Raw genomic sequence first — 20,013 nt, forward strand, 5'->3', positions numbered from 1 at the left:
TCAGGCAAGCGCGCCGCCGCCGCGGCGCCCGGTCAGCGGGCCCGCGCCGCCAGCGGCGTGCGCGCCAGAAAGCGCTCGAACGCTTCCAGGTAGGCGGTCTCGGGCGCGCTCAGCTTGCGTTGCCGGTGCCAGGCCAGGAACACGTCGATCTCGGCCACGCTTTCATTAGGCGGCAGCCGCCGCAATTCGCCATTGACCACGTCCGGCACGATCAGGTGCTCGGGCAGGAAGCTCAGGCCGATGCCGGCCACCACCATGCGGCGCACCTCTTCGATGTGCGGCGAGGTGCCGACGATGCGGCCGGTGAAGCCCTGCTGGTCGCGGAAGATGGTCAGCGGCGACAGCGTGTCGCCGATCTGGTCGCTGGCGAAACAGACGAAGTTCTGGTCCATCAGGTCTTCGATGCCCACCCGCGGGCGCGAGAACAGCGGATGGCGCCGGCCGCAGACCACCGCGTAATGGTGGCGCAGGAACAGCCGGCGCTCCAGCGTCTCGACCGGCTTGCGGCACAAGCACAGGCCCAGCGCCGGCACGCGCTTGGACAGGGCATCGAGGATGTCGGCGCTGGGCAGCACCTCGATGTGGAATTCGATGCGGGGATGGCGCTGATGGAAATCGGCCAGGAAGTCGTCGTAGGCGGCGCTCTGGATGCGGCTCATGACCAGCAACCGCAGGCTGCCGGCGACCTCGTCCCTGTCCTGGACCGCGGCGGTCTCGATGCGCGCCATGGCGCCGTACATGTCGCGGGCGACGGCGTAGATCTCCTCGCCCAGTCCGGTCAGGCGGAATTCACCGTTGCGCCGGTGCAGCAGCATGCCGCCGACCGCGTCCTCCAGCCGCTTCAAGGCCTGGCTGACCGCCGGCTGGCTCAGGTGCAGGGCCTGCGCCGCCCGGCCCACGCCGCGCGCCTGCACCACGAACATGAAGGTGCGCAGCAGGTTCCAGTCCATGCGCTCGGGCGCGAGCGACAGGGTGTGGGCGGGACGGGCGGGGGCAGGGCACATGGCGGCGTGGCGGATTCCGGCGAAAGGACAGGGCCGGTTTCCGTCCGCCGCGCCGGCCCCGTGTTCAGGTTCCGGCCAGCCCCGCGAAGAAGCGCGCGGCGTTCGATTCCAAGCCCTCGATATAGTAGCCGCCTTCCTGCACGATCAAGGTCGGCAGCTTCAGCCCGGCAACCTCGCGCCCGAGCCGTTCGAAGCCGTCTTCCGACACCGCCACCATGGCCTGCGGGTCCTTCTCGAAGATGTCGAAGCCCAGCGACAGCACCAGCACGTCCGGCTGGAACCGTTCGATCGCGGCGCGCGCTTCGCGCAGGCGGTCGAAGAAGACCGACTCGGGCGAGCCGTGCGGCATCGGCAGGTTGAGGTTGTAGCCTTCGCCTTCGCCGGCGCCGCGCTCGTCCTCGAAGCCCGCCACGACCGGATAGAAATTTTCGGGGTCGCCGTGGATCGACACGTACAGCACGTCGCTGCGTTCGTAGAAGATGTCCTGGATGCCCTGGCCATGGTGCATGTCGGTATCCAGGATGGCCACCCGGCCAAATGTGTCGCGCAGGCGTTGCGCGGCGATGGCGGCGTTGTTCAGGTAACAGAAGCCGCCGGCCGCGTCGCGGCGCGCGTGGTGACCGGGCGGGCGGCACAGGGCGTAGGCGTGGCGGTCGCCGGCGGCGATGAGGTCGGCGCCGGCAATGGCGCACTGCGCCGACCAATAGGCCGATTGCCACGTATTCGGCCCCACCGGGCAGCTACCGTCGGCCAGGTAGCGCGCGGCCTGGGCCAGCACGCCGCGCAGGGCATTGGGTTCGCGCACGAAGACGTTGGAGACCACCTCGTCGCCCCAGTCGTCGGGCAGCTTCTTCCATTCGGCGTGCGCCTCCCGCAAGAAACGCAGGTAGGCCGGCGTGTGCACCGCTTCGAGCGGGGCACTGCCGAGATCGGGCGGCGCCTGCACCTCGAAGCCCAGGTTGCGCGCCGCCTGCGCCAGCGCGTCCAGGCGCGACGGCACTTCCTGCGGCGTGCGCATCCTGCCGCGCGAGAAATAGGTCTGCGGATGGTGCAGTTTCTGATCGTCGTGGAAGTACGCCTTCATGCTCGATGACCCTCGGGTTGGAATTGGAGTTGGCGCCGGCCATGGGCGCCCAGCGCCAGCACGGATACCAGGGAAAGCAGCGAAATCAGCGAGAACAGCACGGCCAGCGGCCACCACTGGCCCTTGAAGTTCTCGGCCAGCACCGTGCCCAGCATCGGCGTCAGGCCGCCGAAGATGGCGCCCGACAACTGATAGGCCATGGAGATGCCGGTATAGCGGATCGCGGTCGGAAAGCTGTCGCTGACGAAGCCGGCGATCACCGCATAATAGGCGCCCATGAACAGCACCGCCACGCCGATGCCCAGCGTGATCGCCGCCAGCGAACCGACGTCCACCAGGTTGAACATGGCGTACGGCGTGAAGACCGATGCCAGCGCCATGGCGGCCAGGAAGCGCAGGTTGCCGACGCGGCTGGCGATGTGGGCCGCCAGCGGCGTGATGAAGAACTGCATGACCGACACCACCAGCAGGCAGTCCAGGATGACCGCCCGGTTCAGGCCTACGTACTGGGTCGTGTAGGCGATCATGAAGGTGCTGGTGAAGTAGAACCCGGCAATGCCCAGCACGTTGGCGCCCACGGCCAGCGCCAGCAGCCGCGGCGCGCCGGTCAGCACCTGCGCCAGCGGCGCGCGGGCGGGCTTGGCGCGCTGCGCCTGGGCCTGCTTTTCTTCCAGGAAGTCGGGCGACTCATTCACGCTCAGACGGATCAGGAACCCCACCACCAGCAGCACGGCCGAGAACAGGAATGGCACGCGCCAGCCCCAGGTGAGAAAAGCGGCGTCGTCCAGTCCGGTCACCAGCTTGAACATCAGCATGGACAGGATCAGTCCGGCGGGGCTGCCCAGTTGCGCGAACGAGGCGAAGAAGGTGCGCTTGTTCTTGTCGGGCGAATGCTCGCCCGCCATCAGTACCGCGCCACCCCATTCGCCGCCCACCGCCACGCCCTGCACGATGCGCAGCAGCACCAGCAGCACCGGCGCCCAGACGCCGATCGAGGCGTAGGTCGGCAACAGCCCGATCAGCACGGTCACCGAGCCCATCATGAGCAGCGTGATGACCAGCGATTTCTTGCGGCCGATGCGGTCGCCAATGTGGCCGAACAGCGCGCCGCCCAGCGGCCGCGCGAAAAAGCCCACGGCAAAGGTGCCGAAGGCCGCCAGCGTACCGTAGAAGCCGGTGGCGGATGGAAAGAACAGTTTGCCGAACACCAGCGCGGCGGCGGTGGCGTAGATGTAGAAGTCGTACCACTCGATCATCGTGCCGATGAATGCGGCGGTCGACGCGCGCACCGGCTGGTGGCCCGTCTTGGAATTTCCCCTCATGAATTTCTCTCTGTCGATGGTTGAGGTTGCTGCGTAGATCGTTATACGCGGGCCTCGGCCATAAGAAAAATTCTGAATTCTTATCCGCGGAATTCAGCGGATTTATGAGTGGAAACCCTGATATTGGCCGACGATGCCTACAGCAGCGACAGGACAGGAATTGCCCGATCCGGCCTGCCACGGCGGCGATGCTGCGGGGTGGTGCGCATGGCCGAACGCGCGCGGGGCACGCCAAGGCGCCTCAGCGCGCCGGCTGCCAGTCGGCCCGGCAGTTGGCCACCGGACGCAGTTCGTTGGCCGCCGCCAGGCGCAAGGATGGCCGGGCGCCCGCTGCGTAGACCAGATTGCGCGACCGCCACACGGCCAGCCCGGCGTACGGCACTCGTGCCGACGACGCGGCGCCGGTGCCGCGGAAGTCCATGCTCGGCGCATCCAGGCAGGCGTCGCCCGCGGCCACGCTGGCCAGCTCGCGGCCGGCGGCCAGCTCAACCGCGCGAAAACGCAAGGGCGTAGGCCGCTGACGCAGCTCGGCCGCAATTACCACTGGCGTGCCGTTGGCGGTCTGGCCCACGCTGGCCGGCTTGACGGTCTGCACCTCCTGGCCGCGCGGCACCAGCAGGAAGGCCACGCCGTTGTCGATATCCAGCAGGCGGCCGCGCCCCAGCCGCACGGCCTGGAAAGGCTCATGGCGGATCAGCGTGGTTTCGTACCAGCCATTCTCGTAGCGCGTCCAGCCAGGCTCGCCGGCGTCCAGGAACGCCAGGCCGCCGATGCTGTCGCCGTCGCCTTCCTTGTGCACCGGAATGTCGGTGATGCGCAGGTCCGGGCCGCTGACATCCAGGTACAGCAGGTTGCCGTGGCCGGCGGTGCGGGTAACGAAGGCCAGCACCCCGTGGGCATTGATGGCCTTGGCCGGACCGCAGAAATAGTCGCGCGCGCGGCGCGCATCGCCCGCAGGCAGGAAGCGCTCGCCCAGCTTGACGCCCTTGCCGCAGAGCGGCTGGCGCTGGTAGGCCAGGGTGTACTGGCTGGCGTTGCGCCGCCGGCCTTCCTGGTAGTCCTGGAAGCCGATGCCGGTCTGTTCGACCCGCAGCCCGTTGCGGTTGAAGAGGGTGCCGGCCTGCGAGGGCGCGGCGATGGCCGCGAGGGTCGATGCCAGCAGCGTGGCGATCCACGCGGACCGCGGGCAGAGCAGGGGATCGCGCATGGTTCTGGTTGTCATCCGGATGCCGATGGGGCACCTTAGCACAGTGTCGCGCCGCGCCCGGGCGAGCCGCGGCGGCGCTGCCCGCTTTGATCGGGCGAGGCAGTGAGAGCAGCGCTTGCCGCCGCCAGGCGCGGCGACGCGATTCACCGCGCCTGGTTCGCCGCCGGCAATCGGCGGCGGCACGCGCCCTTGCTTGGGCTTGAGGCCGCGACGGCACGCCACCATGCCGAGCCGGCATGGGGCGCATCCAGGTCCAGCCGCTCGCCCATCTGCGGCGTGGTCAGCGCCACGCCGTGGCGGGCGGCCAGCGCGGCGATGCGCTCAAATGGTTCGTGCCATGCGTGCATGGCCAGGTCGAAGGTGCCGTTGTGGATCGGCAGTAGCCAGCGGCCCCGCAAGTCCCGGTGGGCCTGCAGGGTCTCTTCCGGCTGCATGTGCACGAAGGCCCAGCGCCTGTCGTAGGCGCCGGTCTCCATCAGCGTCAGGTCGAACGGCCCGAAGGCGTCGCCGATGGCCTTGAAGCCATCGAAATAGCCGCTGTCGCCGCTGAAGAAGATGCGCGTCCCGGCATCGTCGATGACCCACGAGGCCCACAGGCTGCGGTCGCCGTCGCGCAGGCCGCGGCCGGAGAAATGCTGTGCCGGGGTGGCCGTCAGGCGCAGGCCCTCGACCACGGTCGACTGCCACCAATCCAGTTGCCGCACTTTGGCCGGATCGATGCCCCAGGCGATCAGTTGGTCGCCCACGCCCAGCGGCGCGATGAAGCGACCAGTGCGGGCGGCCAGGCGGAGCACCGCGGTGCGGTCCAGGTGGTCATAGTGGTTGTGCGACAGGATGACCCCGGCGATCGGCGGCAGCTCATCGATGTCGATGGGCGGCGCATGAAAGCGCGCGGGGCCGAGCCACTGCACCGGCGAGGCGCGCTTGGAGAAGACCGGGTCGGTCAGCCAGTAATGGCCGCGCAGCTTGAGCAGAAGGGTCGAATGCCCCAAGCGGAACAGGCTGCGGTCGGGCGCGGCGCCCAGGTCGGCGCGGGTCAGCGGCCGCACCGGAATCGGCTCGGCAGGCACGGTGCCCGCCGGTTTGCCGAACAGGAAGGCCCAACTCAGTTTCAGTCCTTGCCAGAAGCCCAGAGACGGGCGCGGCCGGGCATTGTGGAAGCGGCCGTCACGGTAGCGCGTCGCGGCGGCAGCGGCAGCGGCGGCGGATGGTGCATCGGGGAAGACGGGCGGGTGAGCGGTCACGGCGCGATTCCAGGGGAAGTGGAGGGAAGGGCCGGTCAGGCCAAAAAGTACACTTGCCAGTGTAATTTCCCTTTCCACGAAAGTACACCGTCGAGTGTAGAATTTTCGCTATCGCCACAATCAGGACATTTTCATGGCAGCAGCGCCGCAGCGCCTCACCGACAGAAAGCGCGAAGCCATCCTCCGCGCCGCAGTGGAGGAATTCCGCACGGCGGGCTACGAAGCCACCAGCATGGACCGCATCGCCGCCGCGGCCGGCGTGTCCAAGCGCACGGTCTACAACCATTTCCCCAGCAAGGCGGAACTGTTCGAGTTGATGCTGGAACAGTTGTGGAACCGCAGCATCGCCGACGCCACGGTCGTCTATCGCGCCGACCAGCCCCTGGCGGCGCAACTGCGCCAATGGCTGCTGCGGAAACTGGAGCTGCTGGGAGATCCGAACTTCATCGACCTGGCGCGCGTCGCCATGGCCGAGATCATCCACACGCCGCAACGCGCGCAGGCCATCGTCTGCCGCATGGGCGCGAAGGAGGGCGGCGAAACCGCCTGGATCCGCGCCGCCATCGCCGACGGCCGCCTGGCCGCGACCGACGCGGAATTCGCCGGCCAGCAATTGCAGGGGCTGATCAAGAACTTCGCCTTCTGGCCCCAGGTCACGCTGGGGCAGCCGCCGCTGGGCGCCGCCGAGCGCGAGCGGGTGGCGGATTCGGCGGTGGCGATGTTCCTGGGATGCTACGGGCGCGGCGAATGAATCACGCGCCGCGCCGATAGCGCGCCGGCGAGGCCTGCGCCGCTTATAGTGCCGTATCCGCCAGCCCCCACTGTCCATCCCGGGCAATCCGACGAGGCCTGATCGATTGAAGACCACGAACTATCTGTTTGGCATCATCGTGTCGTTCGTGCTGGCGACGCTACTGGCCTCGCTGGGCCTTGTCGCGGTATTCAGCGACAACCTCGGCTGGGGCATCGCGGCATTGCTGTCCTACGGGATCCTGTACGGCGGCCCATTGGCCGTCGTTTTGACGCTGACCTGGATCGCGTACCTGGTGCGGGATCGCGGCCAGGTGCCCGGGCGGGTCCACGCGCTGCTGTTCCTGCCCTCGCTGCTGGCGCTGCTGATCGTGCCGGTCGACGACAGCCTGCGCCGAGGGCGCGCCGACCGTTTCCGCGATGCCAACCCGGCGATCACCGAAAACCACGTCAACTTCAGCGGCCGCACGCTTTGGCTGGACTATCGCGCCGCGTCCTCGAACGATGGCGGCGGCTCTCCCTTTATGGAGCCCGCCTCGGCGCAAAACCACCGGTTCTCGCGCTTCCGCCGCTACCCCGGTCCGAACCTGGTGGCGGCCGGCGCGTTTCCCTACGCCGGCGCACACCTGAAACCGGACGTCGATCGCTATGGGTATTCCTCGCCGGATGGCAAGGCCGGCGAATCCCTGCCGCTGCGGCGCCAACCCGCGCCCGACCTGGACAAGCTGCTGCCGGCATTCGGCCATGGCGAAGCGGCGCTGCTGGTCCATCAATACTTCCATTATCCCGACCGCGTCGAGGTCGCGCCCAGCCTCGGGCGTCTTGCCGCCACCACCGAGGACGCCATGACGTCGGCCCGCGTTGCCGGGCTGGCGATCGTCAGCCTGGACAACAACACCCCGCACGCCATCGCCCGCCTGGAGATCAACGGCCAGACGCTGGACCTGGGCGGCCATGCCGCGCGCAGCCAGGCCGGCCAGCCATGCGATCCGGCGCGCGGCGGCAGTCCCGCGATGCTGGACCTGGAGCAGCCGTTGCATGTGCGCTGGCAGACGCTGGAGGAACCTTCGCGCTGGCACGAGGCGAGGGCGGTGGTGCCCGCCTTCAGCGCCGCGAGCCGGAAAGATCCCGACAAGGGGTTGCCACGGGTGCGGCTGTATTTCCTGCCGGACGGCTCGGTGGCCGCGGAACGGTTCCGGGAATTGCGGCTGCGCGGCGGCGAGCTGGCCGTGCGCGCCACTGGCGTGCCACCGCAAGCACGGGCGGTCGTCGCCTGCGGCGCGGGCGCCTATGCCGGCTACAACCCGCAGACGGTGCGCCTGCTGGGGAATTGAGTCCGCCGGGCGCCGGAATACAGGGCAGCCGTGCATAACCGGAAAACAGTGGGCGATGCCTTTTTGACAAAGGTCAACGAGCATCGGAGACGACGGCTCAAGATGGCGGGACAGGTGTGTCCACACCGTCATCGAAGGAGCCATCATGTCCCGACTCACCCCCTACAGCCCGCTCTCGGCCGATCCGTTCGCGGATGTCTTTCAAGCCTTCCTGCGGCCCATGCGGCAACGCGCCGATGGCGAATTGCCGCGCATGGACCTGGACGTCACCGAGAACGGCGACACGTATGTCCTGAAAGCCGAACTGCCGGGCGTCGACAAGAAGGATATCTCGGTGCAGATCGACGGCGCCACCGTCATGATCTCCGCCAACAAGGAACAGCGCAGCGAGGTCAAGGACGAAGGCAAGGTCCTGCGCAAGGAACGCTACTGGGGCCAGATCGAGCGCTCGGTCACGCTGGCCAGCCCGATCGATTCGTCCGCCGCCAAGGCCGTGTGCGAAAACGGCGTGCTGGTGCTGACGCTGCCGAAAATGGCGGGCAGCCAAGGCAAGACGCTGCAGATCGAATGACGCCGCCAGGCAACCGGCAAAAGGGGCGCCAGGCGCCCTCGCAATACACGCGGACCGGGGCGCCCGGCCCCCATACCAGGAGAACATCATGAGCGACGAAGCACTGCGGGAACGGATTCGGCAAGCGCTGGAATTCGAGCCCAGCATCGATGAACTGCACATCGGTGTGGCGGTGGACAATGGCGTGGTGACGCTCAGCGGCCACGTGGAAAGCTACGCACAGAAGCTGGCCGCCGAACACACCGTGCAGCGCGTCAAGGGCGTGCGCGGCATCGCCCAGGAAATCGAGGTGCGAACGGCATCGGCCAAACAGCTAGCGGACGACCAGATCGCCGCGCGCGCCTTGAGCATCATCACCTGGGATGCCACCGTGCCCGATGGCAAGGTGCAAGTCACCGTGCAAAAGGGCTGGGTGACGTTGAGTGGCACCGTGGACTGGTTCTACCAGCGCGACGCCGCCGAACGCGCGGTGCGCAAGCTCTCGGGCGTGATCGGGATTTCGAACACGATCGAAGTCGCGCCCAATGTGCGTGCCGGCGACATCAAGCGCCGCATCGAGGATGCGCTGCTGCGCAGCGCCCAGTTGGAGGCCAACCGCGTCCAGGTGGTCGTCCAGGACAACAAGGTCACGCTCAACGGCACGGTCAACAGTTGGAGCGAGCGTGGCGCGGCCGAACGCGCCGCCTGGTCGGCGCCTGGCGTGGTCGAGGTCGCCGACAGGCTGGTGGTGGGTTGACGCGGCCATGGCGCGCAGCACGCCATGAGGACCATGTCGCAACGGGCGCCGGGCGCGGCCTTGGCCATGGAGCGGCGGCCCACGCCGCGGCCGGCGGCCGGCCAGGTGCGGCTCAAGGTCGAAGCCTGCGCGGTGTGCCGTACGGATCTGCATGTGGTGGACGGCGACTTGCCGGACCTGCGCTATCCGGTCACGCCCGGGCACGAGGTGGTTGGCCTGGTCGAGGAAACGGGGCCGGGCGTCGATCCCGATCTGCTGGGCATGCGCATGGGCGCAGCCTGGTTGGCATGGACCTGCGGCCGCTGCGTTTTCTGCCTGTCCGGACGCGAAAACCTGTGCGACGCGGCCGCCTTTACCGGCTATACCCGGGACGGCGGCTTTGCCTCGCACATGCTGGCCGATGCCGCCTATCTCTATCCGCTGCCGCAGCGCGGCGCACCCGAGTCAATGGCACCGTGGATGTGCGCGGGCCTGATTGGCTGGCGCGCGTTGCGCGCGGCGGGCGAGGCGGCGCGCCTCGGCGTTTACGGCTTTGGCTCGGCGGGCCAGGTGCTGGCACGGATTTGCGCCTGGCAACGCCGCCGCCTGCATGCATTCACGCGGGCGGGCGATACCGCCGCGCAACGGCATGCGCGCACCTTGGGCGCGGTGTGGGCCGGCGACAGTGGCGACGCCCCGCCGGAACCGCTGGACGCCGCCATCATCTTCGCGCCGGTCGGCGAGTTGGTGCCGATGGCGCTGCAAGCGGTGCGCAAAGGGGGCTGCGTGGTGTGCGGCGGCATCCACATGACGGATATCCCCGCATTTCCCTACCGCCTGCTGTGGGGCGAGCGCAAGCTCGTGTCGGTGGCCAATCTGACCCGCGCGGACGGCCGGGAATTCCTGGCGCTGGCGCCCACGGCGGGCGTGCACTGCGACGTGCGTACCTATCCGCTCGAACATGCCAACGCGGCCCTGGAAGACCTGCGCCAGGGACGGCTGCAAGCGACGGCCGTGCTGATTCCGTGAATCCCCGTCCGTTCCTGCGGGATCACGCACGCGTAGCCGGGAAGCGGGCCGGCAGCGTCGGGAGGCCGTATGGCGGGTGCTGCGCCGGAACGCTGTCGCCGTGCCGCCGGCGGGGACGGCACGGCAATCGCGCGTGGGTTGTCAGCGGATTTCAAGGCGGTCGTCCACGCCCGCCACGCTGGGCGTGCTCCATGCGGCCAGCTCGGCTGTGTGCCGGTCGGCCCAGCTTCTGACCTTGCCGGTCAGCGTCACCTTGCGGTCGCGCACCGACACATGGATGTCATTGGCCTCCAGCTCCGCGCTGCGCTTGAGCGCGTTCTGGATGCGTTCCCTGATGTCTCCCACGGGGACGCCTGCTTCAAGGGCTATCTGGTTGGAAACGCCCTTGACGCCGCAGAGGCGGCGCACCGCGCTTTCAGCGGCCGCGCGCTGATAGTGCCAGTCGACCTTGCCCGTGAGGGTAACCCACCCCTGCTGGACCTTCACCTGGATCTTGTCGTCCGGAATCGACACATTCCAGCCAATGCTGCTGAGCGCGCGCCTGGCCAACTCGTCATCCGAATTTTCCTGTTGCAGGGCGGTGCGCACCTCCAGGTCCTGGGCAATGCCCTTGACGCCTTTGAGGTGCGAGACGATCCGCTCGGCGTCGTACTTTTCGCTGTAGCTCCTGACGTGGCCGGTCAGCGTGACAACGCCGCCGGATGCGGCGACCCCGATGCCGGAAGCGTCGATGCTCGGATCGAATTCGAGGGCGTCCAGGACATTGCGGCGTAGTTCTTCGTCTTTCATGTTGAATCTCCGATGGCAAGTGCGAATGAAGGGAGCGGCCGGCGTGCGGGCAAGGCCCGCGCGCGAACCCGACGCTCCGCATTCCCAGTCTGGCGCGCTGCGGACTGCGCATATTGAGTCTGGTCAACCGGAAAATTGGGGTCGCGCGCCGTGCCTTGGGTCGCGCAAGCTTGACCGGCGTCAACAAGCGGCGGCCGCTGGCGAGTACCGTGGCAGTGACCCCACCCCGAGGAGCGTGGTCATGACACGATCAACACGGCCGAAACCGGCCAATGGCGGCGACGCGCGGGAAACCCCCGCCACCAAACGCGCCGCTGGCGCCAAAGGCAATGGCAATGTCGGCACCGCATGGCCATCCCCATTGCATGGCGGACTGGAAGCGGTCGCCACAACCTGGTGTGGCGAGATTCGGAGCCGTGCGCACCGCTTGGCCGAGGGCGAGGCCGCAGTGGGGCCGGCCGCCGCAGACCAGATCCATGATTTACGGGTCCATGTGCGGCGGCTGTGTGCGTTGTCAGACCTGCTGCCGCGCCCCGGCGACCGGCAACCCATGCGCCGAGTGCTGCGCCGGGAGGTCGCCTGGGCCATGCAGCCCCTGTCGCGCGCGCGCGATTGGGACGTGTTCATGGCCGACGTGCTGCCGCGGCTATGCGATGCGGAGCCCGACATCGACCGCCAGGTCTCGATGCGGCGGGCCCAGGCCCGTTCCGCGGTGGTGCACGCCGAAATGTACGCGAGCCTGCGCAGCGAGCGTTTCGACGGCATGGTGCGATTGTTGCGCGAGCGCAGCGAGGAATTGCATGCCGCCCTGGCCGAGCGCGAGCCCAAGGCACTGTACCGCGCCATCCGCCGTCGGCTGGGGCGGTGGGATGCGGCGCTGCGCGAACGCCTGGACGCGCCGGGTCGGGGCGCCCGGCGCCAGCACCAGGCGCGCATCCAGACCAAGCGGCTGCGCTACGCTAGCGAAGCGCTGTTGCAACTTAGCCCCAGTCGCGGACTCGAACGTTATGCCAAGGCCCTGGCCGGATTGCAGGCCGCCCTGGGCAGCTCGCAGGACCTGCGCACCGCGGCACGGCTGGCGCAAGATACCTGCGTCAGCCTGGCCACCGGGAAACTGGCGCGGCAGCGCGTGGCCGACACCTGCCGGCGACTGCGGCGCAAGGCGGATGCCGAAGCGAGCAAGGCCGGCAAGCGATTCCTGCGGCGGCCTGCGTTCTGGTCAGAGGCGAAAAAGGGACCGGTGGCGCGCCGCCTGGCGCAAGGCGCGCCGCCACGGCTGCCGGCGTAGCGCGGCGTCCTCAGCACGACATGCCGGTGGCGCACGCAAGCGCGAGTTCGGGCGGCTCCAGCACCGCCGCCATGGCAGGGTCGGGCCGGAACACGGTCAGGCCTTTCACCCCCAGGCGCCAGGCCTGCAGGAACAAGGCTCCGACCTCGGCGGGTGTGCTGGCCGGCGCCAGCGGTACGGTCTTGGAGATTGCGGCATCGACCCACGGTTGCAGGGCCGCCTGCATGGCCAGATGCGCTGCCGCGGGCAGCTCGGCCGCGCGGCGGAAATAGGGGGGCAGGGCGGCATCGCCGTGCATGCGACGCCACAGCCGCCAGGCGGGATTTGTCGCCAGCACGCTGACCGGCGTGCCGCCCAGGCGCAGCCTGCGGCGGTATTGCCAGGCATGGACCGCCTCGATCCCCGATGAGCAATTGTCGAAGAACGCGATACTGACGCTGCCGGTCGGGGCGAACGACACCAGGTGGCTGTTGCGCAGGCCATGCCGCCCGATCGCGGCCAGGACGGCCGGGGGTAATGGCGGCCGGATGCCGGCGCCGGCGTCCAGGTAGGGCTGCGGCAGGAACGCGGGAAAGGCGCCGCGCTCCTGCGCCAGTTCGGCCGACGCCAGGTAAGCATGGTCGCGAATGCAACGTGCGATGCCGCCGGCGCAGGCCCGTGCCCGCGCATCGCCGTAATCCAGCCCCAGCATCAGCAAGGCGTCCGCGAGGCCGGACAGGCCTACGCCGATGCGGCGTTTGGCGCGGGCTTCGGCGGCCTGTTCGGGCAGCGGCCAGCGGGTCAGGTCCAGCACATTATCCAACAGCCTTACCTGGATGCGCACGCGCCGCGCCAGTGCGTTGAAGTCGAAGCCGGGCGGCCCGCCCGCGCCGAATGGATGGCGCACGAAACGCGAAACCTGGATCGGGCCGAGCACGCAACTGCCATAGGGAGGCAGGGGTTGTTCGCCGCAGGGGTTGGTGGCGGCCAGCCGCTCGCTGTCGCGCAACGGATTCAGGGCGTTGATGGTGTCGATGAACAGCACGCCTGGCTCGGCGTCGCGCCAGGCCGCGGTGCAGATCCAATCCCAGAGTTGCCTGGCCGGCAGGCGCGCGTAGCGCCAGGCGCCGTCGCCGTCGCGGCCGGCCTGCGGCGAGGCCGCTGCGGGTGGCGGCGGGCTGGCGTAGCGCAGATCCCAGGGCTGGTCCTGTTCGACCGCGCGCAGGAACCGGTCGCTCAGCGCCACTGACAGGTTGAAGGTCGGCCAACGGCGTCGGCCCGCCTTGGCGCGCAGGAACGCTGGCAGGTCGGGGTGATCGCAAGCCAGCACGGCCATCTGCGCGCCGCGCCGCTGGCCGGTCGCGGCAAGCGCCCGGCAGGCCCGGTCGTAGCGGTCGATGGCGGCACACACGCCGCCCGAACCGATTCCGGCTGGCGGCACCGGGGTGAAGTCGTAGCCCACGCCACCCCCCATGGACAGCGTGCGCATGGCACGCGCCAGTGCGTTATCGATGCCGCGCGGCCAGCCTGGGGCCGGATCGATGGCCGGCTGCACGAAGCAGTTGATCATGGTGGTGTCGTCGCCCGCGCCGGCATTGGCCATGATGCGGCCGGCGCCGATCGCGCCGCCCAGGAAATTGTCAAAGAAGCGGGCGGCATGGCGGGTACGGTCGGCCCGGGCCTCGCGCTGCGCCAGGGCGGCCGCCACCCGGCGGTAAGTGTCGACCCGCGTCGCTTCACCCGGTCGCGCGTAGCGGTCGGCGAAGACCAGGTCGGAGATATCCGCAGGATGCGGCATGGCGCTCGTCCTCGAAGACTGACGGCGCGTTCCGGATGGCCGCGTCGCCTCCTCGGTGTAGCATCGCCGCGTGGGCCGCTGGTTGACACTTGTCAACAGCCGGCCGGCGTGTCCGTGCGTCAATCAAAGTGAAGCCAAGCCGGGCGCCGATGACGCGGCCGGCATGGCGCGGACCGCGGGAGCGCCCCATGAAAAAGCCCATCCTCCTGTTGTTGCTGCTCGTCATTCTTGTCCTGCTGGCGACCAGCGCCGCGCGGGCCCAGCCGGCTTCCGGCCGGACGGCGGTGCCCCCCGCCATGCTGGACCGGGTCGACCGTGAAGCCGAGGCCACGTTGTTGCGGCTATACCGCATTTCACCGCGGGCGCAGGCGCTGGTGGCCGGCGCCTTCGGCGTGCTGGTGGTGCCTGGCCTGCGCGCCGATGGCGGCATCCTCGGCGTGGCCTATGGGCGCGGCGTCCTGATCGAGGCCTCGGGCGAGCGGACCTATTACAACGTCATCGCCGGCCCGGCCGGGGCCATTCTTGGCCTGGATGGCAAGGCCGTCGTATTGTTCTTTTCCGATCACGAGCCGCTGCGCGCGTTTCTGGCGGCCCCGGGCTGGGTTGAAGGTGAGAACGGCACCATCCAGATCCTGGACGAAAAGGCCCTGGCGGGGTCGCGCGTGCCCACGACTGCGCCGATTGCCGGCTTCATCCTGGCGGCGGATCGCCTTGCGCGCGGCTTGTCGCTGTCGGGCAGCCAATTCATCAAGGTGCCGTTGTTCCTGTGCCAGGATGTGGTTCAGCCCTGCGTGGACGGACCATCGCGGCCATGATGGGCAGGCCGCTCACGCCGTGTCCTGCGGCCCGCGCACCAGCAGCACCGGCACCGGCGACGTGCGCAGGACGCTCTCGGCGCTGCTGCCCAGCAGCAGCCGGCGCACACCACGCCGGCCATGCGTGCCGATCACGATGAGGTCGGCCTTCCACATTTCTGCCTCGGCGATGATGCGCTGCTGCACGGTCTTGTCGAGGTTCTCGTACAGCACGCTGTCGACCGGCACCCCTTGCGCGCGCACCGATGCGGTGGCGTGTTGCAGGATCTCGGCGCCATCCTTGCGCAGCAGGTCCAGCAACTCGCCCGCGGCATAGCCATAGGCATCGATGCCAAGCGCGTACGACAGTTCGTCGATCACGTGAATCAGGCGCAGGTGCGCATGGGTGAGTTGCGCCAGGCGGATGGCCTCCTGCAGGCCGCGTTCGGAGGTGGGGCTGCCATCGACGGGCACGAGGATGCGTTGGTACATGAGCGTTCTCCGGAGGGACGGGATGGTTTTACGGTACGGGCCGCCTGTCGCTTCGTTGTTGACGGGAGTCAAGCCGCGCGGAAATCCCGCGCCAGCGGCGAATCGGCCGCATTGCCGATTCCCGCAGGGCGTCTTTGCCGCCACAATGGCATTTCCAGCGGTGGCCGGGCCACCCTGATATACCGTGGACACCATGGACACGCAGACTCCTCTCCCGTTCGCCATCGCGCTGGGCATCGGCTTGCTGATTGGCGTGGAGCGTGAACGGCGCAAACGCATCGGGCTGGCGCGGCCGGCCGCCGGCGTACGCAGTTTCGCGCTGACGTCGCTGTCCGGCGCGGTCGCCATGTACCTGGGAGGGCCGTTGCTGGTGGGCCTGGCGGCGGTAGGGCTGGGCATGGTGCTGCTGGTGCATGCGCGCGCCGCCGGCACGGGGCAAGGCATGGCGACCCAGACGGCCTTGCTGTTGAACCTGCTGCTGGGCAGCCTGTGCCTGCACGATCCGGCGCTGGCGTCCGGCCTGGCGGTGACGGCCGCGATCCTGTTGGCCGCGCGCACGCGCTTGCATCGTTTCGTGCGCAAGGTGCTGAGCCACGACGAACTGGTGGATGCGCTGATCCTGGCGGCCGCCGCGCTGGTGGTTCTGCCTATGCTGCCCGATACCTATCTTGGACCCTTTCAGGCCCTGAATCTGCGCACCGTCTGGAAGTTCACCGTGCTGGTGATGGCAGTCAGCGCCGCCGGCCACGTCGCCTTGCGGCTGTTTGGACCGCGGGTCGGGCTGCCGCTGGCGGGCTTCGCGTCAGGCTTTATTTCCAGCACGGTGACCATCGGCGCCATGGGCCAGCGGGCGCTCGCCGAACCGTCACTCATGGGGCCCGCGGTGGCGGGCGCGGTGCTGTCCTCGATCTCCACCCTGGTGCTGATGGCCACGGTGTTGCTGGCGGTCAGCCCGGCCACGCTGCAGGCATTGATAGTGCCCCTTGCATGCAGCGGCGTGGCGGCGTTGGCCTACGGCGCGTTGTTTCTCTTCAGGGCGATGCGCCAGCCGCCCGCCATGCCGATCGAGCCCGGTCGGCCGTTCAAGCTGCAGGCAGCCTTGACACTGGCGCTGGTGGCGGCGGCAGTGCTGGTGGGCACGGCGGCGCTGAACGCCTGGTTGGGGCGGGGCGGCATCGCGTTGGCGGCGCTGCTCGGCGGGTTTGCCGATACCCACGCGGCGGCGGCTTCCGTGGCGACCCTGGTGGCCTCCGACCGGATTCTGCCTGCGCAGACGGTGGTGCCGGTGCTGGCGGCGCTGTCGGCCAATGCCGTCAGCAAGGCGGTATTCGCGGCAGCGAGCGGAGGACGCCGCTTCGCCGCGCAGGTGGTGCCGGGATTGCTGTTGATGATCGCGGCCGCCTGGGCCGGCTATGCGCTGGTCTGAGCGTGGCGGTCGCCGCTCGCGCCATTTCCTGGCGCCAGGAATTGCGCGGCGCCTTCGGCGATCTGCGCCATGCGCTCCTGCCAGGGGCTCTGGCTGTTGCGGATGGCGGCGGCGGTCACGGCAGAGGCTTCGCGGCCGATCTTTTCCAGCTCGCGCAGATAGGCCATCTCACGGCCCATCAGCTCCATCATGAATTTCTGCTGTACCGCCATTACGGCGCCCACGGTGTCGGCGGCGTCGACCTCGGCGCGCGCGTTGGCGACAAAGGCCAGCATCTCCTTGTCTGTCTTGAGCTGCAGCGTACGCAACTGCCGCAGCGTGTCGAAATAGCCGGAGGCAGAAGCCAGGAAGCTGTGGAGGCCGTACTTGTACAGCGTTGCGTGGGGTTCGTATTCGAGTTGCATGGCGGGATTCTCCGTAGAGTGAAGCGCACGCGCCGATGCGGTGCGGCCCGGGAAGTCCAGCATAGGCGCGTCGCGCCCCCGGATATTGACCAAACTCAATCCCGCTTGCGGGCGCCCGTGGTCGGGGTCAGCCGCAGCTCATGCGGCGCAGGGCGTCGACGTCCAGGATCTCCAGGTGACGCTTGCTGACGTGGAGCAGGGAGGCGGACTGCAGGCGCGAGAAGACCCTGCACACCGTCTCGATCTTCATGCCCAAGTGGTTGGCGATATCTTCGCGTGTCATTTTCAGGACGAACTGGCGCGGAGAATAGCCATGCGCGGCCATCTGCTCGGAGGTATCGACCAGAAAGCTGGCAATACGCTCGTCGGTCGTCATGCGGCCCAGGGTCAGCAGCAGGCGCTGGCACTGGTTCATGTCGTGCGCGATCAGGCGATGGAATTGCCGCCCGACGGCGGCGTCGCGCTCGCAATTGGCCTCCAGTTCATGGTAGGGCAGGGCGCAGGTGACCGAATCCTCCAGTGCGATGGCATCGCAGGTATGGACGCCGGTTTCGATGGCATCCAGGCCCAGCAGCGAACCGGCCGCGGGAAACGCCGTGATCTGTTCAAGCCCCGCGGTATTGGTGACCCGGATCTTCATCGAGCCGGCGCGCAGCAGATACAGATTGTGCAGCGGGTCGCCGGCGCGATACAGCGCTTCGCCGCGGCGCACGCTGCGCCGGCCGCGCGCGGCCGACGCCAGGGATACGGCGCTCGGCGGGTGGCACAGCCGCGCCACGACGCAGGACGCACATTCGCCGGAAGGCGCCTGGCGAGCCGGCTGGGGAGTCGACAACGGGAACAACGTCGTATCCATGGTTGCACCTCTTCGGCGGCAAACATTCGTCCAGGAACGCCGGCTCGCGGCCGGCACGTGTACGCCATCAGTATGCGCGGCCGCCGGCAGCGGCGCTATCGGCGCAGCGCGCCGCTTTTCATGCGATCTGGCCTACGGATGTAGGAAGCTTCCTACAGCGGGCCGCCGTTTCAACCGCCAGGGTTGTCCTGGTCATCGATCAGCCCGTGCTTGAGCGCATAGCGCACCAGATCGGTCTGGTTGCGCAGCCGCATCTTGACCCGTATCCGGCTTTTGTAGGTGCTGACCGTCTTGACGCTCAGGAACAGCAACTGGCCGATATCGGTATTGTTGAGGCCGCGGGCGAGGTGGCGGAATACCGCGGATTCCCGATCTGATAACAGCAGATGCGGCTGCTGCGCGCCGTCGCCATGCCGCTCGAAAGCGATGCTTTCGGCGACCGAAGGGCTAAGGAAACGACCGCCGCCCGCCACCCGGCGTACCGCCTGGACCAGTTCCGTGGCGGCGCTTTCCTTGGTCAGGTAGCCGGCCGCGCCGGCCTTGATCGCCAGGGCCGCATATTGCGGCTCGCCGTGCATGGTCAGCACCAGGATCGGCACGGCGGGGTAGTCGCGCCGTATCAGGCGGATCAGGTCGATGCCGTCATGGCCGGGCATCGACAGATCCAGCACCAGCAGGTCCCACGCCCGTTCGGCCAGCAGCCGCAGCGCTTCGGTGCCATTGCTGGCTTCGCCCTGCACCGCGATGTCGCCGGCCGGCTCAAGCAGGCGGCGCAGCCCTTCGCGCACCAGGGTATGGTCGTCCGCCAGCATGACGGCAATCATGGCGCCTCCCAGGGGGGCTGGGCTGGCTGCGCGGGCAGGGTGGCCTGGAGGCGAAAGCCGCCTTTCCTGCGGGTGGTGACGCTGACATCGCCATTGAGCAGCCGCACGCGCTCGCGGATACCTTGCAGCCCAAGTGAAAAAGGCACCCTGCGCGTCAGGCTTTCCGGCGTGGCGCCCACGCCGTTGTCCTGCACGATCAGGCAGCACTGGGTGGCGTCGCAGGTAAGCTGGACCTGCACCTGGCTGGCCTGGGCATGTTTGGCGATGTTGGTCAGCGCCTCCTGGACCACGCGGAACAGCGTCGTCGCCACCTGCTTGGCGGGCTCGCCCTGGCCCACGTCGATCTGCGCGTCGGTCTCGATGCCGTAGCGCGAGACAAAATTCGACACCAGCCATTCGATCGCCGCGGCCAGCCCCAGATCGTCCAGCATGACGGGCCGCAGGTCGGCGGCAATGCGCCGCAAGGACGTGAAGGTCAGCTTGATGAGGTGGCGCATGGCCTCGACCCGCTCATGCAGGTCCGTATCCGCCGGCCCAAGGCGCGCGGCCAGTTGCGACAGCTCCATGGTCAGCGCCGTCAGGCTCTGGCCGAGGTCGTCGTGCAGTTCCCGCGCAATATGCTTTTTTTCCTGTTCACGCACGTGCAGCAGGGCGTTGGACAGCCGCGTCAGTTCGTCGCGGGAAGCCAGCAGGGTCTGTTCCATCCGCTGCCGTTCCGTGATGTCGCGCAGGAAGATCGACAGGAACACGCCGGCTTCGCTGCGCGTCTGCGAAATCGAGGCTTCCATGGGAAACTCCTCGCCATTGGCGCGCACCCCCCACAACGGTGCGCCCAGCCCCATCTTGCGCTCGGAAATACCCGTCTGGCGAAAGCGTTCGACGTGCCTGGCGTGGACGGTGCGAAAGCGCGCGGGAATCAGGATGTCGAGGCTGGCGCCAATGGCCTGGGCGGCTTGGCGCAGGAAAACGCGCTCGGCCGCCGGGTTGAACATCACGATGCGCTGGCGCTCATCGACCGTGATGATGGGTTCCGTGGCGGACTGGATGATGTCGAGAAGCGGAGGCACGTTGGCCGGAGGCTCCATGGGCAGATCGGGTGTGCG

20 protein-coding genes are annotated in these 20,013 nt (G+C 68.5%); 8 read left to right on the plus strand and 12 right to left on the minus strand.

Translation table 11 applies throughout. From position 1 onward, the window contains the following. Positions 1–32: 32 nt before the first annotated feature. The 5 genes from AC6LKG_RS16380 to AC6LKG_RS16400 form a co-directional block, all read right to left on the minus strand. Positions 33–1,004 (minus strand): LysR family transcriptional regulator, encoded by a 972-nt coding sequence (locus AC6LKG_RS16380; protein ID WP_498165913.1) that lies wholly within the window; start codon positions 1,002–1,004, stop codon positions 33–35. A gap of 64 nt (positions 1,005–1,068) precedes the next feature. Beyond that, positions 1,069–2,088: a histone deacetylase family protein gene (locus AC6LKG_RS16385; RefSeq protein ID WP_498165915.1), complete on the minus strand. Its 1,020-nt coding sequence runs from the start codon at positions 2,086–2,088 to the stop codon at positions 1,069–1,071. Continuing rightward, the gene (locus AC6LKG_RS16390) at positions 2,085–3,410 is read right to left on the minus strand and encodes an MFS transporter (protein WP_498165917.1); all 1,326 of its coding nucleotides are present in this window, start codon (positions 3,408–3,410) and stop codon (positions 2,085–2,087) included. The genes AC6LKG_RS16385 and AC6LKG_RS16390 overlap by 4 nt, the downstream gene beginning before the upstream one ends. Positions 3,411–3,651: 241 nt before the next feature. Beyond that, positions 3,652–4,632 carry a hypothetical protein gene (locus AC6LKG_RS16395; protein ID WP_498165919.1) on the minus strand — a complete coding sequence of 327 codons (981 nt, stop codon included), beginning with the start codon at positions 4,630–4,632 and terminating at the stop codon, positions 3,652–3,654. Between the two features lie 128 nt (positions 4,633–4,760). Then, positions 4,761–5,861, minus strand: coding sequence for an MBL fold metallo-hydrolase (locus AC6LKG_RS16400; RefSeq protein WP_498165921.1), 1,101 nt, complete (start codon positions 5,859–5,861; stop codon positions 4,761–4,763). Positions 5,862–5,994: 133 nt separating this feature from the next. On the opposite strand from AC6LKG_RS16400, the gene AC6LKG_RS16405 reads away from it, so the two are divergent. The 5 genes from AC6LKG_RS16405 to AC6LKG_RS16425 all read left to right on the plus strand — a co-directional run bounded on the left by AC6LKG_RS16405 (position 5,995) and on the right by AC6LKG_RS16425 (position 10,260). Next, a complete protein-coding gene (locus tag AC6LKG_RS16405; RefSeq protein ID WP_498165923.1) occupies positions 5,995–6,612 on the plus strand; it encodes a TetR/AcrR family transcriptional regulator in 618 nt (205 codons plus the stop codon). Positions 6,613–6,718: 106 nt separating this feature from the next. Continuing rightward, positions 6,719–7,945: a hypothetical protein gene (locus tag AC6LKG_RS16410; protein ID WP_498165925.1), complete on the plus strand. Its 1,227-nt coding sequence runs from the start codon at positions 6,719–6,721 to the stop codon at positions 7,943–7,945. 145 nt (positions 7,946–8,090) lie between these two features. Then, positions 8,091–8,516 carry an Hsp20/alpha crystallin family protein gene (locus tag AC6LKG_RS16415; protein WP_498165927.1) on the plus strand — a complete coding sequence of 142 codons (426 nt, stop codon included), beginning with the start codon at positions 8,091–8,093 and terminating at the stop codon, positions 8,514–8,516. 88 nt (positions 8,517–8,604) lie between these two features. After that, complete coding sequence (locus AC6LKG_RS16420; protein ID WP_498165929.1) at positions 8,605–9,252, plus strand: BON domain-containing protein; 648 nt, start codon at positions 8,605–8,607, stop codon at positions 9,250–9,252. A 24-nt stretch (positions 9,253–9,276) separates the two neighbouring features. After that, the gene (locus AC6LKG_RS16425) at positions 9,277–10,260 is read left to right on the plus strand and encodes a zinc-dependent alcohol dehydrogenase family protein (protein ID WP_498165931.1); all 984 of its coding nucleotides are present in this window, start codon (positions 9,277–9,279) and stop codon (positions 10,258–10,260) included. 141 nt (positions 10,261–10,401) lie between these two features. Here the strand turns inward: AC6LKG_RS16425 and AC6LKG_RS16430 are convergent, their stop codons facing one another. Next, positions 10,402–11,049: a BON domain-containing protein gene (locus tag AC6LKG_RS16430; protein WP_498165933.1), complete on the minus strand. Its 648-nt coding sequence runs from the start codon at positions 11,047–11,049 to the stop codon at positions 10,402–10,404. 241 nt (positions 11,050–11,290) lie between these two features. On the opposite strand from AC6LKG_RS16430, the gene AC6LKG_RS16435 reads away from it, so the two are divergent. Next, on the plus strand, positions 11,291–12,337 hold the full coding sequence (locus tag AC6LKG_RS16435; RefSeq protein ID WP_498165935.1) for a CHAD domain-containing protein: 1,047 nt from the start codon (positions 11,291–11,293) through the stop codon (positions 12,335–12,337). A 10-nt stretch (positions 12,338–12,347) separates the two neighbouring features. On the opposite strand, the gene AC6LKG_RS16440 is transcribed toward AC6LKG_RS16435, so the two are convergent. After that, complete coding sequence (locus AC6LKG_RS16440; protein ID WP_498165937.1) at positions 12,348–14,114, minus strand: adenosylcobalamin-dependent ribonucleoside-diphosphate reductase; 1,767 nt, start codon at positions 14,112–14,114, stop codon at positions 12,348–12,350. Between the two features lie 188 nt (positions 14,115–14,302). On the opposite strand from AC6LKG_RS16440, the gene AC6LKG_RS16445 reads away from it, so the two are divergent. Next, entirely contained in the window at positions 14,303–14,929 is a 627-nt protein-coding gene (locus AC6LKG_RS16445) for a lipid-binding SYLF domain-containing protein (protein WP_498165939.1), read from the plus strand. Between the two features lie 12 nt (positions 14,930–14,941). On the opposite strand, the gene AC6LKG_RS16450 is transcribed toward AC6LKG_RS16445, so the two are convergent. Beyond that, positions 14,942–15,400 (minus strand): universal stress protein, encoded by a 459-nt coding sequence (locus tag AC6LKG_RS16450; protein WP_498165941.1) that lies wholly within the window; start codon positions 15,398–15,400, stop codon positions 14,942–14,944. A gap of 193 nt (positions 15,401–15,593) precedes the next feature. Between AC6LKG_RS16450 and AC6LKG_RS16455 the strand changes: the two genes are divergently transcribed. Then, positions 15,594–16,826, plus strand: a complete 1,233-nt coding sequence (locus AC6LKG_RS16455; RefSeq protein ID WP_498165944.1) for an MgtC/SapB family protein — start codon at positions 15,594–15,596, stop codon at positions 16,824–16,826. Here AC6LKG_RS16455 and AC6LKG_RS16460 read toward each other — a convergent pair. The 4 genes from AC6LKG_RS16460 to AC6LKG_RS16475 all read right to left on the minus strand — a co-directional run bounded on the left by AC6LKG_RS16460 (position 16,811) and on the right by AC6LKG_RS16475 (position 19,977). After that, positions 16,811–17,230, minus strand: coding sequence for a hypothetical protein (locus tag AC6LKG_RS16460; RefSeq protein ID WP_498165947.1), 420 nt, complete (start codon positions 17,228–17,230; stop codon positions 16,811–16,813). The two genes, AC6LKG_RS16455 and AC6LKG_RS16460, sit on opposite strands and share 16 nt — an antisense overlap. Before the next feature lie 127 nt (positions 17,231–17,357). Then, the gene (locus AC6LKG_RS16465; RefSeq protein WP_498165949.1) at positions 17,358–18,086 is read right to left on the minus strand and encodes a helix-turn-helix domain-containing protein; all 729 of its coding nucleotides are present in this window, start codon (positions 18,084–18,086) and stop codon (positions 17,358–17,360) included. Positions 18,087–18,256: 170 nt separating this feature from the next. Next, positions 18,257–18,910, minus strand: coding sequence for a response regulator (locus AC6LKG_RS16470; RefSeq protein WP_498165952.1), 654 nt, complete (start codon positions 18,908–18,910; stop codon positions 18,257–18,259). Beyond that, positions 18,907–19,977 carry a PAS domain-containing sensor histidine kinase gene (locus AC6LKG_RS16475; RefSeq protein ID WP_498165955.1) on the minus strand — a complete coding sequence of 357 codons (1,071 nt, stop codon included), beginning with the start codon at positions 19,975–19,977 and terminating at the stop codon, positions 18,907–18,909. Before AC6LKG_RS16475 ends, AC6LKG_RS16470 begins: the two co-directional genes overlap by 4 nt. Between the last annotated feature and the right edge of the window lie 36 nt (positions 19,978–20,013).

It is taken from the genome of Achromobacter sp. 46006 (genome assembly GCF_059761975.1).

Excerpts from the sequence above, each read along its gene's own strand:
- AC6LKG_RS16465 (WP_498165949.1), bottom strand. The coding sequence starts at position 18,086 with ATGGATACGACGTTGTTCCCGTTGTCGACTCCCCAGCCGGCTCGCCAG.
- AC6LKG_RS16385 (WP_498165915.1), bottom strand. The coding sequence starts at position 2,088 with ATGAAGGCGTACTTCCACGACGATCAGAAACTGCACCATCCGCAGACC.
- AC6LKG_RS16420 (WP_498165929.1), top strand. The coding sequence starts at position 8,605 with ATGAGCGACGAAGCACTGCGGGAACGGATTCGGCAAGCGCTGGAATTC.
- AC6LKG_RS16450 (WP_498165941.1), bottom strand. The coding sequence starts at position 15,400 with ATGTACCAACGCATCCTCGTGCCCGTCGATGGCAGCCCCACCTCCGAA.
- AC6LKG_RS16405 (WP_498165923.1), top strand. The coding sequence starts at position 5,995 with ATGGCAGCAGCGCCGCAGCGCCTCACCGACAGAAAGCGCGAAGCCATC.
- AC6LKG_RS16415 (WP_498165927.1), top strand. The coding sequence starts at position 8,091 with ATGTCCCGACTCACCCCCTACAGCCCGCTCTCGGCCGATCCGTTCGCG.
- AC6LKG_RS16460 (WP_498165947.1), bottom strand. The coding sequence starts at position 17,230 with ATGCAACTCGAATACGAACCCCACGCAACGCTGTACAAGTACGGCCTC.
- AC6LKG_RS16425 (WP_498165931.1), top strand. The coding sequence starts at position 9,277 with ATGAGGACCATGTCGCAACGGGCGCCGGGCGCGGCCTTGGCCATGGAG.
- AC6LKG_RS16440 (WP_498165937.1), bottom strand. The coding sequence starts at position 14,114 with ATGCCGCATCCTGCGGATATCTCCGACCTGGTCTTCGCCGACCGCTAC.
- AC6LKG_RS16435 (WP_498165935.1), top strand. The coding sequence starts at position 11,291 with ATGACACGATCAACACGGCCGAAACCGGCCAATGGCGGCGACGCGCGG.
- AC6LKG_RS16470 (WP_498165952.1), bottom strand. The coding sequence starts at position 18,910 with ATGATTGCCGTCATGCTGGCGGACGACCATACCCTGGTGCGCGAAGGG.
- AC6LKG_RS16455 (WP_498165944.1), top strand. The coding sequence starts at position 15,594 with ATGGACACGCAGACTCCTCTCCCGTTCGCCATCGCGCTGGGCATCGGC.
- AC6LKG_RS16445 (WP_498165939.1), top strand. The coding sequence starts at position 14,303 with ATGAAAAAGCCCATCCTCCTGTTGTTGCTGCTCGTCATTCTTGTCCTG.
- AC6LKG_RS16395 (WP_498165919.1), bottom strand. The coding sequence starts at position 4,632 with ATGACAACCAGAACCATGCGCGATCCCCTGCTCTGCCCGCGGTCCGCG.
- AC6LKG_RS16430 (WP_498165933.1), bottom strand. The coding sequence starts at position 11,049 with ATGAAAGACGAAGAACTACGCCGCAATGTCCTGGACGCCCTCGAATTC.
- AC6LKG_RS16390 (WP_498165917.1), bottom strand. The coding sequence starts at position 3,410 with ATGAGGGGAAATTCCAAGACGGGCCACCAGCCGGTGCGCGCGTCGACC.
- AC6LKG_RS16380 (WP_498165913.1), bottom strand. The coding sequence starts at position 1,004 with ATGTGCCCTGCCCCCGCCCGTCCCGCCCACACCCTGTCGCTCGCGCCC.